At 51.8% G+C, this 15,045-nt stretch carries 12 protein-coding genes; 10 read left to right on the forward strand and 2 right to left on the reverse strand.

Annotated elements, in window-relative coordinates:
- The first annotated feature begins 236 nt into the window (after positions 1-236).
- The 9 genes from alaS (at position 237) to efp (ending at position 10,737) form a co-directional block, all read left to right on the forward strand.
- Positions 237-2,882, forward strand: a complete 2,646-nt coding sequence (gene alaS, locus CCUR_RS02530; protein ID WP_041225198.1) for an alanine--tRNA ligase — start codon at positions 237-239, stop codon at positions 2,880-2,882.
- Between the two features lie 9 nt (positions 2,883-2,891).
- Entirely contained in the window at positions 2,892-3,314 is a 423-nt protein-coding gene (ruvX, locus tag CCUR_RS02535) for a Holliday junction resolvase RuvX (protein WP_012802920.1), read from the forward strand.
- A 14-nt stretch (positions 3,315-3,328) separates the two neighbouring features.
- On the forward strand, positions 3,329-4,540 hold the full coding sequence (mltG, locus tag CCUR_RS02540; RefSeq protein ID WP_012802921.1) for an endolytic transglycosylase MltG: 1,212 nt from the start codon (positions 3,329-3,331) through the stop codon (positions 4,538-4,540).
- A gap of 22 nt (positions 4,541-4,562) precedes the next feature.
- Positions 4,563-5,153, forward strand: a complete 591-nt coding sequence (locus tag CCUR_RS02545) for a YqeG family HAD IIIA-type phosphatase (RefSeq protein ID WP_012802922.1) — start codon at positions 4,563-4,565, stop codon at positions 5,151-5,153.
- A complete protein-coding gene (locus tag CCUR_RS02550; RefSeq protein WP_012802923.1) occupies positions 5,150-6,244 on the forward strand; it encodes a hypothetical protein in 1,095 nt (364 codons plus the stop codon). The genes CCUR_RS02545 and CCUR_RS02550 overlap by 4 nt, the downstream gene beginning before the upstream one ends.
- Before the next feature lie 39 nt (positions 6,245-6,283).
- Positions 6,284-7,456: a chorismate synthase gene (aroC, locus tag CCUR_RS02555; RefSeq protein ID WP_012802924.1), complete on the forward strand. Its 1,173-nt coding sequence runs from the start codon at positions 6,284-6,286 to the stop codon at positions 7,454-7,456.
- A gap of 13 nt (positions 7,457-7,469) precedes the next feature.
- Complete coding sequence (gene aroB, locus CCUR_RS02560; RefSeq protein ID WP_012802925.1) at positions 7,470-8,576, forward strand: 3-dehydroquinate synthase; 1,107 nt, start codon at positions 7,470-7,472, stop codon at positions 8,574-8,576.
- Between the two features lie 331 nt (positions 8,577-8,907).
- Positions 8,908-10,047, forward strand: coding sequence for a M24 family metallopeptidase (locus CCUR_RS02565; RefSeq protein WP_012802926.1), 1,140 nt, complete (start codon positions 8,908-8,910; stop codon positions 10,045-10,047).
- Positions 10,048-10,176: 129 nt separating this feature from the next.
- Positions 10,177-10,737, forward strand: coding sequence for an elongation factor P (gene efp, locus CCUR_RS02570; RefSeq protein ID WP_012802927.1), 561 nt, complete (start codon positions 10,177-10,179; stop codon positions 10,735-10,737).
- A gap of 314 nt (positions 10,738-11,051) precedes the next feature.
- On the opposite strand, the gene CCUR_RS02575 is transcribed toward efp, so the two are convergent.
- Positions 11,052-12,338 (reverse strand): N-acetylmuramoyl-L-alanine amidase family protein, encoded by a 1,287-nt coding sequence (locus CCUR_RS02575; protein ID WP_041225200.1) that lies wholly within the window; start codon positions 12,336-12,338, stop codon positions 11,052-11,054.
- A gap of 264 nt (positions 12,339-12,602) precedes the next feature.
- Between CCUR_RS02575 and CCUR_RS02580 the strand changes: the two genes are divergently transcribed.
- Positions 12,603-13,601: an FAD:protein FMN transferase gene (locus tag CCUR_RS02580; protein WP_012802929.1), complete on the forward strand. Its 999-nt coding sequence runs from the start codon at positions 12,603-12,605 to the stop codon at positions 13,599-13,601.
- A gap of 135 nt (positions 13,602-13,736) precedes the next feature.
- On the opposite strand, the gene sstT is transcribed toward CCUR_RS02580, so the two are convergent.
- The gene (gene sstT / locus CCUR_RS02585) at positions 13,737-14,984 is read right to left on the reverse strand and encodes a serine/threonine transporter SstT (RefSeq protein WP_012802930.1); all 1,248 of its coding nucleotides are present in this window, start codon (positions 14,982-14,984) and stop codon (positions 13,737-13,739) included.
- Positions 14,985-15,045 lie beyond the last annotated feature (61 nt).

Here is a 15,045-nt window from a genome sequence, read left to right on the forward strand (position 1 = left end):
GATTCATGCGGTTATTCCTGCGTCTCATGCCGCTTTTCCTGCTGTGTACTGAATTGCTTTGAATTTCACGCGTCCGTGGGCTGCAGGAATTGCGAAATCACACCTGCTGCACCTTTTTTCCGTGTAAGCCACGATAGAATGACCTTCAGGCGAAATACAGTGCGCTCAAACGCAGTACATGCTGTTAGTGGTCTGCGTATATAAACTATAGACGACGTAGAAAGTACAGAAGAACTATGCACTACATGACTACCGCGGAGATTCGCGAACGATATCTGCGCTATTTTGAAAGCAAAGGCTGCAAGCGTATGCCCTCGTCGTCGCTGATTCCTGACGATCCGAGCCTGCTGCTCACCAGTGCTGGCATGGTGCAGTTCAAGCCGTACTTCCTTCAGCAGAAGCATCTTGAGGCACCTTATATTGGCACTACGACCGCACAAAAGTGCGTGCGCACCAACGACATTGATCTTATTGGAACCGACGGTCGTCACTTAAGCTTTTTTGAAATGCTGGGCAATTTTAGTTTCGGTGCTTATTTCAAAGAAGAAATGTGCGCATGGGCTCTTGATTTTTCCCTTAACGAACTGGGTCTTCCCAAAGAAAAGCTTTACTTTACCGTGTACGAGGATGACGACGAAACAATCGAGATCTGGAAGAATCTCGGTATTGAGGCGTCGCATATCTCGAAGATGGGCGAAGAGGATAACTTCTGGCGTGCTGGCCCGACTGGTCCGTGCGGTCCGTGTTCTGAATTGTATTACGATCAAGGACCAGAGGTTGGGTGCGGTCGTCCCGATTGCGCTCCCGGGTGTGAATGCGACCGATTCCTTGAGTATTGGAACTGCGTATTTACTCAATATGACGCACAAGAAGACGGCACACTGAAGCCGCTGCCAAAGAAGAATATTGATACGGGCATGGGTCTTGAGCGCATGGCAGCTATTCTGCAGAGCGTTTCGAGCAACTTTGACACCGATGTTCTCCGTGGTCTTGTTGCAGTAGGAGAGCGCCTATCAGGGCGATCCTATGGTGCGTCGGATGCAGACGACCGCGCCTTGCGCGTGATGGCTGATCATTCCCGTTCGATGACGTTTATGATTGCCGATGGCATTCTGCCGTCAAATGAAGGGCGTGGCTATGTATTGCGTCGACTGCTGCGTCGCGCGGTTATGAAGGGCCATCTGCTGGGTATTGAAGGCGCTTTCCTTGGTTCGTTTGTCGATGAGATCATTCAGGTTATGGGCAGCGAATATGCTGAACTGGTCGAAAACCGCGATCTCATTAAGCGTGTTGTTGCTTCCGAAGAAGAACGTTTTGGCTCGACGTTACGCCAAGGGCGCGCTTATTTACAAGAAGCGCTCGACGGTCTTTCGGGCGGTCTGCTTTCTGGCGAGGTTGCGTTTACCTTGCATGATACCTATGGGTTCCCCTTAGAAGTCACACAGGAGATATGTGCTGAATCTGGTATCGAGGTTGACGTTGAACAGTTCAATCACCTGATGGACGAACAGCGTTCACGCGCACGGCGCGCTACCCAGGACGATGCTGAAGCAGCGTGGTCTACCTACGATGGCTCTATGGCCGCTCTGCTCGAGCAGGTGGGGGCTACTGTTTTTACCGGGTATGACGAAAACAAATCAGCAGGTCACGTACGTGCGTTACTGCGCGATGGTGAATCGGTTTGCACCCTTTCCGCTGGAGAAGCGGGCTGTGTCGTGCTTGATCGTTCGCCGTTTTATGCGGAAATGGGTGGACAGGTGGCCGACACGGGCACCATTACATCACCCGATGGCGCCTCGTGCGCGCGTGTGACTGACGTGAAAGCTCCCGAATCGGGTCTTATCGTTCATTATGTTCAGGTTGAACAAGGATCTTTTACCATCGATGACGAGGTTATTGGATCTATAGACGTGGCGCGACGTGAGCGCATTCGGCGCAACCACACTGCGACTCATATTCTGCATAAAGTCCTTTCCGAAGTGCTGGGTAACCACGTGAAGCAGGCTGGCAGTTATGTTGCTCCAAATCGCCTGCGCTTCGACTTTACTCATTTTGAAGCGATTGATCGCGCGACGCTCGATGAAATCGAAAACGTTGCCAATCGCGTAATTATGGAAGCGCATCCGGTGCATACCTACGAAACCACGCTTGATGAAGCGCGTGAACAGGGTGTGACGGCGCTCTTTGGTGAAAAATACGGCGAGGTTGTGCGCGTGGTCGATATCGATGGATTCAGTCGCGAGTTGTGCGGCGGTACCCATGTTCGGAACACGTCTGAAATTGGATTTGTCAAGATTGTTTCAGAACAGTCGACGGGTGCGAACATGCGCCGTATTGAAGCAGTAACCAGCTTTGATGCGCTTGCTTATACCGACCGCATGCGCGACGAACTGCGACAGACAGCTGCCGTGTTTGGCGTGCCCCTGTTTGATGTTAACGAACGCGCAGCTATTGCCACCGAGCAGTTAAAAACCTTACAGGCGCAAGCCAAGCGTGCTAAGAAGATTGCGGTTGCTAGCGATATTCGCACGCTGGTTGATAAGGCTATTTCGACTTCACGAGCTGGCTATCCAGTGCTTATTTATCGTTTGGATGGCATGGATGCGGGCTCTCTGCGCAACACCTGGGATATTGCTCGTGCTCACCTTGGGGAAACCTGTGCTGTCGTGTTGGCAAGCGATAACGAAGGGAAGCCGCTTATTATGGCTGCCGGCACCGATGCAGCAGTTGCAGCTGGGTTTGATGCTGGTGCCATCATCAAAGAAGTAGCCGGTGCCATTTCGGGTGGCGGCGGCGGTAAACCATCGATGGCTCAAGCAGGCGGCAAAGATCCAGCGGGGCTGGACGAAGCACTTGATATAGCCCGCCGAATGTTGCTTTAAGGTGTGCCTATGCGGGTACTTTCACTCGACATCGGTCAGGTGCGCTGCGGTATCGCAATAAGCGATCCGACTGGTCGAGTGGCAAGTCCGGTCTGTGTACTGCCCTCTGGTGAGGTCATTGGTTGTGCTCGTTCATTCAAACGGCTGCTCGACGACTGGCAGCCCGACCTGTTATTAGCGGGTCTGCCCTTAACACTTTCTGGTTCTTCTGGTGGGCAAGCGCAGCGTATACGGGCGCAGGCACAGCAGATTGCCGATACAAGTGGGCTGCCCCTTGAGTTTGTTGACGAACGTCTCAGTTCGCAAGAGGCAAAACGTATGCTACGCGAAGAAGGCCTGACCGAGCGCGATATGCGCGGAAAGATCGATATGATTGCCGCAAGTATTTTTCTGCAAGCTTGGCTTGACCGACAACGCGCCAAGAAGCGCTGACAGAAGGAGATTCTATGGCCCTGCATCGCCAGGTTACGTATTCATCTCGTCCCAATCGTGCTGCTCGTATGGCACACGCTAAAGGCGAGCGCCAGTTCCGCACCTATGACACGTCGCTGATTCAGCCACGCCATTCGCGCGGACGACTGATTGTTGTGGCTCTTGCGGCGCTTCTATTGGTCGCCCTTATTGGTTTTGGTATTCATTCCTGCCTGAAGGCACCTGAAGTTGAGCTTATTGACGAGTCCACATCGGTTACCTTCACGATTCCTGAAGGAGCAAGTACCGCCGATATCGCGCGTATCCTGCAGGAGAACCGCTTGGTTGCGCGCGCTTCTGATTTTTCGGACGCGGTCAAGGCACGGGGTGTTGCTTCTTCACTCAAGCCCGGTACCTACACACTGACGGGCGGCCTTGATGTGTCTGATATTGTCGATACGCTTGTTTCAGGGCCGAATTCATCGACGCTTACCATTCCTGAAGGCTATACGCTCGCCCGTACAGCAGCAGCTGTTGAAACGGCAACCGATGGACGTATCAGTGCTGCTGAATTTACTGCAGCCGCAAGTGACGCCACGGCGTTTTCCGATCAGTTTCCCTTTGTGGCTGAGGCCTACAATGGGTCGCTTGAAGGATTTTTGTTTCCTAAGACCTATGAAGTGCTTATAAGCGATACGGCCGATTCGCTTATTCGTAAGATGCTTTCACAATACCAATCCGAAACGGCGACTCTTGACTATTCATATGCGTCTGCGGCGGGTCTTTCTTCCTACGATGTGCTGAAGTTGGCAAGCATGGTGGAACGCGAGGCCGATGATACCAATCGTTCGCGTGTTGCCGGGGTATTCTACAATCGCCTTGCGGCAAATATGGCCCTGCAGAGTGATGCAACCATTGCCTATCTTGTTGGCGGCGATCCAACACACGACGATTTGTCGATTGCAAGCCCTTACAACACCTATTTGAATAAGGGGCTGCCAGCTGGCCCTATTTGTTCACCTGGTCTTGATGCACTTTCGGCGGCGTGTCAGCCTGAACAGAACGATTACCTGTATTTTTACTTCGTGAAGAATAGCGATGGTTCGATGAGCTATTTCTTTAGTCGCACGTACGAAGAACATCAACAGGCAATTGCTCAAACGCAGGGCAGCGATAGCGATCAGACGCAAGAAGAGAGCGATTCCAGTGGGGAAGCGCGTGATTCTTCCTCATCTGATGAATCATAGGATGAAATGAGGTGCATCGGGTATGAAACTCCTTTCACCTGAGCGCTATTTCTCGCGTATATCTGACATTGATATACCTCACGATCTTCTTGACGTGGGCATTTCGCATGTACTGCTCGACTTTGATAACACCATTTTGTCGCGCGCAACTCATGATATTCCGCCTGATGCCTTGCGCTGGATTGAACAGGCAAAACAGGCAGGTATCACCCTCTGTATTGTGTCAAACAACTGGCATGCGAGCCCGTTTGATGTGGCTCGTACGTTGGATATAGCGGTAGTGGCAAAGGCGTGTAAACCTCTGCCATTCGGCTTGTTGGTAGCACGCGGAAAAGTAGGGGCACGGAGCAACAATGCAGTGGTAGTGGGTGATCAGTTATCTACCGATGTGTTAGGTGCTCATCTGCTGGGCATGCGTGCTTGGCTTGTTTGTCCGCTTGCTGAAGAGGACTTGAAGCATACGGTTGCATTGCGTCGTTTGGAACGTTCCCTGATTGGTAGTCGTTTGCCGGAGGGAGCGCCCGCTTGTGAAGGGTCGTCCTTCGCAGTTGATTACTCGCTGCATTCAGATAGTTTGCAGCCATCAGGTACCAAAGGGGGTACGGCGCAATGAAACATATTACGGTGATCGGTGACGGTGCGTGCGCCCATCTCGTAGCGCAGGCACTTTCTTTTGAGGCTGATTTGCGCAAGGTACCGTGGGACATTCGCTTGCGTGCGCAGGGTGATGCACAAGCGCTTCTTGCTGATGCTGAAACGATTGGTATTGTTGCTCCTTTGAGCACTCATGCACGGGCGGCGTACGAAGTGGCTTCAATTCGTGCAGCATCCTGTCAGGCAACAGGTGCCTGTGATGTTGTGTTGAAGCGCGGGCAAGCGGCTGCGGGAATGTCATCGTGGGGTAAGGCGTTTGTGAGTCTCTTGCGCGAACAGGGCTTTAATCTGAACGGTTCGCAGATAGCAATCTGTTCAACAGAACCTGCGGCGGGGTCATTTGCTCTTGCTGCCGCAACAGCTGGCGCAAAGCGAATAGTGGTAATCACACCGGATAAAGTACAGGCTGCTCGTGCGGCGCGCGGGTGGGTATCGTCGTGGGGTACCGTACTCGATACTGCCTTTGATTTGGGTCCAGCCCCCGATGACGAGCGCAGTCTTCACGAGGCGTATCGGTCAACAAATTTTCAATTTGGGAGCTTTGCAACTTCGACAAAAGCATTGAGAAGTTGCGATATTGTTCTCTGTCTTCCAGAAGAACAGCCAATTTCATCCGCAAGCGAACATACTACTGATAGTGCTGCTAGTGCCCGAGATATTGTTGCTTACGGTGGAATATCTTCGTCATCTTCAGGCCAATATTCTGCTGAGAGCGTCGTTCGTTCCGACGTCGTTGGCTCCGATACTGATACCAATGTCGTTGCCAGTGTTCGAGAGGACAGCGATGATAACGCTTACCAAGCGTCATCTTCGATACCGTTCAATTTATTTCATGCTGATCAGGTTGTGCTTGCACCCATTGCTGATGATCCTGTTGGTATAACTCGCATTACACAAACGGGTGCAACCGTTGTTGATCTGCGATCATGCTGCGATGCGCTGGCTGCATGCGTTATGGTTGATGCATTACACATCGTGCGCGCCCCGCAGGTATTTTCTTGGCACGAAATGTTTACCAGCATGAGCAGCCGCACCGAGCGCGCGTGCTAGAATTTTGTTGCTCAACCAGTGAAGCGAAAGGCCTATTCCATGGAGTTCATTACGGCCGGCGAAAGTCATGGTCCCTGCTTAACAGCCATCATTAGTGGGGTTCCTTCCGGACTGCGTATTGATGCTGACCAGATCGACGCCGATCTTAAGCGTCGTCAGTCCGGCTATGGACGTGGCGCGCGGCAGAAGATTGAACAGGACCGCGTGTCGATAGAGTCAGGCGTTCGTTTTGGCGTGTCGCTTGGTACACCTATCGCCCTTGTTATTGCTAATCGCGACTGGAAACACTGGACAAACAGGATGGCACCGATTGGTCGTGCACCGGCCGATTTAGTGCGTGAGGTAACCCCACGACCGGGTCATGCCGATTTGGTGGGCGCACTAAAAAACGATACCGACGATTGTCGCAATATCCTTGAGCGAGCAAGCGCACGCGAAACAGCAGCTCGTGTTGCAGCAGGTGGTATCGCCAAAGAGCTTCTTGGCGCGCTTGGTGTCGAGGTGTTTAGCTACGTACGTCGCATTGGGTCGGCAGCGATGGAAGACGAGGTATCGCTTGCTGATATTGCCTCGTATACACCGACTGATATCGAACTTTCTGACGTGCGCTGTCCTTCCCCTGAAGCATCTGAAAAGATGAAGGGCATGATTGATGTTGCGCGTATTCAAGGAGAAAGTTTGGGTGGTGAATTTCGCGTGGTCGCCACAGGGCTTATACCTGGTTTGGGTGACTTTGCAAGTGGTCCTTCTCGGTTGACGGCGCGCATTGGACAGGCACTATTTTCTATTCCAGCAATCAAGGGAGTGGAGTTTGGTCTGGGGTTTAAGGCAGCTGCCCTGTCTGGGTCGGCTGTGCATGACCCCATTATTCAGTCGACGCGTTCAGGTTTTGGGCGCACAAGCAATAATGCCGGCGGTCTTGAGGGCGGTATGACGACGGGTTTGCCGTTAGTGGTAACGGCTGCTATGAAACCGATTCCCACCCTGCGCAATCCATTAGCGACAGTAAACATGGATACCATGGAAGTGGCTCAGGCGAGCCGCGAGCGAAGCGATGTGTGCGCGGTGCCAGCTGCAGCGGTGGTGGCCGAAGCTGAAGTGGCAATGGTACTTGCCGATGCCTATTTACAGAAATTTGGTCACGATAACATGGCAGATGTGAAAGCGCATTTGGATCAATACTGCCAGCGCATTAAGACCGCATCAAAGTAGGACAGGGGGATGTATGCCGAACGTCAAGGTGGTCGTTAATCTTACCAACGCGCCATCCTACGATGTACGCATCGGAGAGGGGATATCTTCTTCGCTTGGTGAGCGTATACGCTCGCTCGTGCCCCAGGCAAGTCGTGCCGTTATCATCAGTGATTCAAACGTGGCACCGCTCTATGTACAGCCTATTCGTGCCAGTTTGAAAGAGGCGGCTTTGCGTCCGCTTGATATTGTTGTGCCAGCCGGTGAACCGTCAAAGAGTATCGAATGTCTCGGCGAGATATGGCGGGCGCTTGCTTCTAAGCAGGTTGATCGCGATTGTGTAGTGGTTGCACTCGGCGGTGGTGTCGTGGGTGACCTGGCAGGCTTTGCTGCGGCAACGTATCTTCGTGGTGTGTCGTTTGTACAGGTACCAACGACCCTTTTGGCTATGGTTGATTCTTCAGTGGGAGGTAAAACCGGTATTGACTTACCCGAAGGAAAGAATCTTGCCGGATCCTTTTTGCAGCCACGGTATGTCTGCGCCGATCTTGATACCCTTTCAACACTCGACGGCCGCGAATGGACATGCGGCCTTGGCGAAATTGCTAAATCGGCTGTTATTGATTCTGACGAATTTTTCTTCTGGTTGGTTGAGCATGCCACTGATATCGCCCAGCGCAAGTCAGATATCGTGCAAGAGGCCATTATGCGCTGTGTGGTCTTTAAGGCTAACGTTGTCGCAGATGACGAGTTTGAACGTTCAGGGCGCCGTGCTTGTTTGAACTATGGTCATACACTTGGTCATGCTATCGAAACACTGGCGGGTCTTGGCACCTATTCTCACGGAGCATGCGTTGCGGAGGGAATGCGGTTTGCTGCCCGACTTGGTGCGGCGCTTGCGGGTGCTTCGCTTGATTTTGTGCACGAACAAGACAAGTTGCTTGATACGTTAGGGTTGGTGCCGCTTGATTTTTCAGCAGCGGTAGACGACATCATCGACGTTATGAAAAACGACAAGAAATCGCGGGCGGGCAAGATTAATTTTATTCTGCCACGCGATGTTGGCTCGTGGACGTTGCAGACAGTTGAAGAAGATGTGCTGCGCGAGCATCTTGATGCATGGGCCCGTTCAAAGGGCTGATGAACTGCTTATGAGGCGCAGGAAATCAGTGAAGTATCTATCCTAGTGATTTGCCAATGCATCGCCGAGCTGATGTGGTTGTGAGCAGGCTACTTATCATTCCGTTACCGATAAACTGCTGACGCATAGTCGCTCGTAATAATTGTTAAGAGGAGATCCCATGTTCGTAAAGCCTTCTGTTCAGTCGGCCGATACCGATAAAAGTGCTGTTGTGAATTCATCTGCGGCTGCGCAATCTACTGCGAAGGTGAACGCTGCTGTAAGTGCGGATGTTGCTGTAAGTGAAAATACTACTGCGAATATAGATACCGCTATGAATAGGGGTGTTGCTATGAGCAAGAATGCCACTGTAAGCGAAAAACGCTTTAATCGACTTGTTGCCACGATGCAGGCAGAAAAGCTCACGGCGTTCCTTGCGCGCGATACGTCGGATATTACCTGGCTGACCGCTTTTGAGGGAGTGTTCGACGACGAGCAAGCGCATGCGTTGCTCGTGTCTGCGTCAGATTACTGCCTACATACCGATTCTCGCTATGCGTCTGCCTGTCGTGCGGCGGCACAATCCTCGCCCGTAACGGTGGATGATCGACGAGTTTCTCATGCATGGTGGGCAGCGGATTATCTGAGTCACGCTGATATACAGCCGACAACAGAAGAACATGTTGCCTTTGGTATTGATGATGGCATCACCCTGGCGGAATATCGAGTGCTGGTTACTGCTTTTGCAGGTGAACTGCCTGATCTGCAGATTGTTGAGACACATGATGTTATCAAACGCCTGCGTGCAGTAAAAGATGCTGGTGAAGTAGTGCGCTTGCGCGCGGCACAAGCTATCACTGATGTAGCGTTCACACATATCGTGTCCTTTATAAAGCCGGGCATGACTGAGCGCGCTGTGCAGCTTGAATTGGAAGATTTTATGCGGCGCCACGGCGCGCAGGATCTTGCGTTTTCATCCATTGTTGCCAGTGGTGCCAACGGGGCAAATCCTCATGCCACGCCAGGCGAGGATAAGCTTGAGGCGGGGCAGTGTGTCGTGATGGATTTTGGCGCGCGGGCATGTGGGTACTGTTCCGACATGACGCGTACGGTGTTTATGGGCGAGCCCGATGCGCATCTTGTACAGGCGTATCGCACACTACGAGAGGCTAACGAACAGGTAGAAGCAATGCTCAAGCCCGGTGTGACAGGGGCAGAAGCGCACGCGCTTGCAGAAGCTGTGCTTGCTGCTGGAGGATATGGTGGCAAGATGGGTCATGGCCTGGGTCATGGTGTGGGTATCGACATCCATGAAGAGCCAGTTCTTTCTCCACGCAATACCGCAGTCCTTGAAACGGGCAATGTGGTAACTGTCGAGCCCGGTATCTATCTTGAGGGCGATTTTGGCATGCGTCTCGAAGATTTTGGCATCATTACCGAAGACGGTTTCGAGGTTTTCACTCGATCAACCCATGAAATGGTTATAATTTAGCGGTTGAGCTTGGGCTCAGAGTGCGTACGTAACGACGCCGCTGCCTGCTAGTTTGATAGAGCTGGTTGTCTCATGTGATTGAGCGAGGAAAGATAATCTATCGGATTGCACGCAGGGCAAGGAGGAAACATGGCAATTTCTACTGCCGATTTTAAGAACGGCATTTGTATTGAGTACAACGGTAAGCTGTGGACAATCGCGGAGTTTCAGCATGTAAAGCCTGGTAAAGGCGGTGCATTCGTGCGCACAAAGTTGCGTGATGTTCGCAGTGGACGCGTGGTTGAGTACACGTTTAATAGCGGTACCAAGTTTGATAGCGTGCGTCTTGAAGAACGCAGCATGCAGTATCTTTACACCGATGGCGCTGATTATTACTTCATGGATCCCACAAGCTATGAGCAGATGGGTATTCCCGCCGATGTTGTGGGGGCGACAGCGCAATGGCTGAAAGAAAATGATGAAGTGACACTGCAGTATGCTGGCGATGAACTAATTAGCTTGACACCAAAGATGTTTGTTGAGTTAGCGGTTGCTGAAACTGATCCAGGCTTTAAGGGTGATACCGTTCAGGGTGGCACGAAGCCAGCAACCTTGGAAACCGGTGCGGTCGTGCAGGTTCCTATGTATGTCAACGTGGGTGATGTCCTGCAGATCGATACGCGTGATGGCCGTTTCATTAAACGCGTTTAATTGCTCATACCAATCGATTGAAAAGAGTCGCTTCGTGCGGCTCTTTTTTGTTAATCTGCTTGGGTCTCGGACCTCGAGGGTATGGATTGTTTCTTTGCAGCTTACTTTCTTTGGCTTGGGCCTTCGGGAAAAGAGGTAATGAGCTGTATCAACATTCCTTTATTGGACACACTTTTGTTCTTTAACTCTCCTTTACCTCTTCCGTTGCTTCTTTCCTTTACCTTGATAAAAAGGGATTCTGACGTACATCAGAATCCCTTTCTGGACGTGGTTTACCTTTCAACAATTCCCTGTCTTTGCGACCTATCCGTTAATTAGCTTACGAGCGCGCCGGAAGAAGCAAAGCGATAAACTGTTCCGTCGATGATCTGCGTGCCGGTAACCATAGCTCCGGATGAACCGAGGTAATACCACGTACCATCGATCTCTTCCCAGTCAAGGGACATGCCGCCCCAATCCTTGAGGTAGTACCAGCTGCCATCAAGCTGCAGCCAGCCAGTTTGCATCGCACCCGATGCATCAAAGTGGTACCAGGTGTCATCGACATCCTGCCAGCCGAGGGCCATACCACCCCAGTTTTGGAGGTAATACCAGGTGTTATCGAGTTGCAGCCATCCGGTGACCATTGATCCATCGGTGTTGTAGTAATACCAGGTGCCATCAACTTGCTGCCAACCAGTTTGTGGCTGTGGATCGGGTTCGGAGGGGTCATACGGAGTTACTTTGTCAGACCCCGGATGCTCGCCGGTACCACCCTGAGACGACAGATTCGTTGCCCGTACCTTTACCGTCGGCACCACGCCATCGCCCGCTTGTCCATGGCGGCCGGTAACAGTCGGATAATCTTCAGGGGCAGATGCGCCGCCGGTGGCTTTGAGAGTGCCGACATCAACAATGCCCACACCGTCAATGCCATGTCCGGCTTTATTCTGGTAGGACTTGCCACCTGTTGTGATAAGTGTTCCTGCACCCTTAATCTGAGAACCTTCAGACATCACGATGCCCGATCCACCAGCACTTGGGTAAACCTCAACGGTGTCGCCACCTGAAATAGTAAGCGTCGAGCCTTCAGAAATGGTAACGGTGCCACTCTTGATAACCATACCGGCTTGTCCAGCGGTTCCAGCCGTACCCTCGTCGCCCGTAATGGTGACATTACCCTTAATCGTGACGTTGCCATTAACGACAACCGGAGTGGTTGACTCAGGAGCGGTGTAGCTTCCGTCGGTCAGATAGTGGGCATGAGAATTGAGGTTTGCATTCTCAAGCGTGCTGCCTTCATTGAGGGTGATAGTGTCAGTCGTGGTCGAACGAGCGCCGGTCGATAGCGTGCCGCCATTCACCTCAATGGGACCAAAAGCGACCGAATCGTCAAGCGTCAGTTTGGCGCCCTTTTCAACGATCACTTTCACGCTTGAGTTGATCTTCATGTTGCTGATGGTGACATCGGCGCCAGCCGGTATCGTCAGCGTTTCGCTTGCGTAATCTTTCTTGCCGCTGCCAATTTGGCCATACACACCGGATTCGTGCGAACCCCAGATGTGCTTAAGCGTCGTGGGAATAACCGCATTGCCCGTGTTTGCAATTTCATACGGCTCCATATCCCAGCTTTCGGTTCCCGCTGGTAAATCAGCCAAGCGCTCGGAGAGATTCTTGTTGTTCTCATAGATGCGAAGGTCGACGGAATTGGAGGTTGCGCTTCGTGCTCCGTCGGTTACGGTAGCCTTACCTGGTATGTTCCAGCGGCGGCAGGGGTGCCGTTAACGTAAATGGTGTCGTAAATAAGTTGAGCATGCATGCCGCTTCCATCAGGGCTGATGTTGAGCGAAACACGCGTATTCGGATGTGCCCGTTGGAAGTCAAGGATGGATACTGCTTCGCTGGAGCCTTCGGTTACATACAGCGAAAGCTTATTTTTTGCGTTCGACGTTCCGTGTTCCCTGACCGTTGCAGCATTTTCGGGCGTTGAAGAAGCGCTTGACTCATGTGTGGCAGAATGCCAACGTTTTGAAGAGATCTTTAGTCATACACGGTCAACTTCCGAATTAAGCCGTCTGAATGGGGCGCTTGGCATGCCCGTGTCGGTTGATCCTCAGCTTGCCGATCTTTTACGGCTTGCACTGGATTATTGCGCGGCAACCGAAGGGCTGTTCGATATTACGGCGGGTGAGTTGGCGCATCTTTGGAATTTTCATCGGGCTCAAATGCCGACTTCTGATGATATTCGCCGTGCACACTCGCATACCGATTTTCGCCAAGTGCATGTGAATGGTCAGGTGGTCTGTATTGATGACGCTGCTGCGCGAGTGGTGCTTGGTGGCATTGCAAAGGGTTACATTGCCGATAAATTGCGTGATGCGCTTCGTGCAGCCGGTATCCGTTCGGCGGCAATAGATCTTGGCGGTGATATTGCGGTACTTGGAGCTCGTCCGGATGGAAAACCCTGGGAAGTGCCTGTTGCCGATCCGCGTATCGTTGCAGGTAACGCTGCTTTTGTGCTCGTGTGTGATGCTGCTGTCATTACGAGTGACGTGTATGAGCGTTTCTTTGAAGAAGCAGGGAAGCGCTTTCATCATATTGTTGATCCGCGTACTGGCTATCCAGCACAAAGCGATCTCGTAGCTGTTAGCGTTATTGCCCGTGATGCGCTTGATGGTGATGGATACTCGACGGCACTGCTCATTATGGGTTTGCGCCGTGCTTACGAGTTCGTAGAGGCTCACGATGGAATCGAGGCATTGTTTTTTAGGGAAAAGGGTGCGCCAATTGCAACGAGTGGGTTGCGCCACATGAAAGCGGCGCAGATATCTGCGCCGCTTGGTGATGAATCCCATCCTGTATGGGAGCCCGTTTTTTGCTCGTAAACCAAAGGTAGTTGAGCATATGGTCGAGGCGTTTGGTACCGCAGTCCCTCTAGGTATCTATGTATTCCTACCTCTTTACCTCTAGCTCTTTCATTTACTCAAGAGAATTTTGGGTTTAGGTAACTTCAACTGAGCTTAGGCGACAGGGGCGGTCTCACGATCGGCACCCGGGGTATAATCGATACCTTTTTTTGTCCATTCTGCGTACTCAGCTGTAGCGGTGAAGAGCGCGTCGGATGAAGAATTGAGTGCGGTCTCGCAGGAGTCTTGAATAACGCCGATGATAAAGCCAATGCCGACAACCTGCATGGCAATGTCATTAGGCAATCCCAACAGCGAGCAGGCGACTGGAATCAGCAACAGGCTGCCGCCTGCAACACCTGAAGCACCCGCTGCAGATACAGCAGCAAGCACGCACAGGATAACAGCGGTAATAAAGTCAACTTGTACACCCATAGTCTGTGCGGCCGCCATAGCCATCACCGTAATGGTGACGCAGGCACCAGCCATATTGATTGTCGCACCAAGCGGAATAGATACCGAATAGTTGTCTTCGTTGAGACCCAGCTTGCGGCAAAGTTCAAGGTTGATGGGAATATTTGCAGCTGAAGAACGAGTAAAGAAGGCAGTAATCGCTGAATCACGCAGACAGCGCAGCACCAGTGGATAGGGATTCTTCTTGATATTGACCCATATCATAAGCGGGTTGGTGATAAAGGCAATCACCAGCATGCAGCCAACAAGCACGAGGATAAGCGCGCCGTATTCCGTGAAGATACCAAGTCCACTTGTTGATACTGCGTTGTACACCAGACCCAGCACACCGAAGGGAGCAAACGCGATAACCCAGCGGACGACTTTTTGAATAGCTTCTGCAATGCTATCAAAGACTTGCTTGGTGCCTTCGCTTGCGGTGCGTAGAGCAATACCAACAAGGATAGCCCAGGTAAGAATACCCAAGAAGTTCGCTTTCGAAAGAGCATCGACCGGATTAGCTACAACGCTTACGAGCAGGTTTGAGATAACTTCAGCAATGCCTGAAGGGGCCGATTTTTCGGCTGCTTCAACAAGGGTAAGATGCAGTGGGAACAAGTAGCAAGCAAATACGGAAATGATGCCAGCAATAAACGTGCTGATGACATAGAGGATAACCACTCGTTTCATGTTCCCTACTTTGCTGGCGTTTGCCAGTGCCGCCAAAATAAGGAAGAACACGAGGATTGGCGCAACGGCCTTTAAGGCTGAAACAAACAGAGTCCCCAAGAGTACGATAGCTTCGGAGCCTGGCATTAAAATTGCCAAAATGGTGCCGATAATCAATCCGCAAACAATGCGGCCGATGAGGCTCCATTCATTCCATTGATTCCAAATTCGTCTTACCATAATTCCTCCTGCCAGTTTGCGTGTATACCGACCTATTTTCAATTCACCGCAGGTCGAAGGC

It is taken from the genome of Cryptobacterium curtum DSM 15641, from assembly GCF_000023845.1.
Taxonomy (GTDB): domain Bacteria; phylum Actinomycetota; class Coriobacteriia; order Coriobacteriales; family Eggerthellaceae; genus Cryptobacterium; species Cryptobacterium curtum.

Excerpts from the sequence above, each read along its gene's own strand:
- CCUR_RS02580 (WP_012802929.1), top strand. The coding sequence starts at position 12,603 with ATGGATACTGCTTCGCTGGAGCCTTCGGTTACATACAGCGAAAGCTTA.
- CCUR_RS02575 (WP_041225200.1), bottom strand. The coding sequence starts at position 12,338 with ATGGAGCCGTATGAAATTGCAAACACGGGCAATGCGGTTATTCCCACG.
- aroC (WP_012802924.1), top strand. The coding sequence starts at position 6,284 with ATGGAGTTCATTACGGCCGGCGAAAGTCATGGTCCCTGCTTAACAGCC.
- CCUR_RS02545 (WP_012802922.1), top strand. The coding sequence starts at position 4,563 with ATGAAACTCCTTTCACCTGAGCGCTATTTCTCGCGTATATCTGACATT.
- efp (WP_012802927.1), top strand. The coding sequence starts at position 10,177 with ATGGCAATTTCTACTGCCGATTTTAAGAACGGCATTTGTATTGAGTAC.
- CCUR_RS02565 (WP_012802926.1), top strand. The coding sequence starts at position 8,908 with ATGAGCAAGAATGCCACTGTAAGCGAAAAACGCTTTAATCGACTTGTT.
- alaS (WP_041225198.1), top strand. The coding sequence starts at position 237 with ATGCACTACATGACTACCGCGGAGATTCGCGAACGATATCTGCGCTAT.
- mltG (WP_012802921.1), top strand. The coding sequence starts at position 3,329 with ATGGCCCTGCATCGCCAGGTTACGTATTCATCTCGTCCCAATCGTGCT.
- ruvX (WP_012802920.1), top strand. The coding sequence starts at position 2,892 with ATGCGGGTACTTTCACTCGACATCGGTCAGGTGCGCTGCGGTATCGCA.
- sstT (WP_012802930.1), bottom strand. The coding sequence starts at position 14,984 with ATGGTAAGACGAATTTGGAATCAATGGAATGAATGGAGCCTCATCGGC.
- CCUR_RS02550 (WP_012802923.1), top strand. The coding sequence starts at position 5,150 with ATGAAACATATTACGGTGATCGGTGACGGTGCGTGCGCCCATCTCGTA.
- aroB (WP_012802925.1), top strand. The coding sequence starts at position 7,470 with ATGCCGAACGTCAAGGTGGTCGTTAATCTTACCAACGCGCCATCCTAC.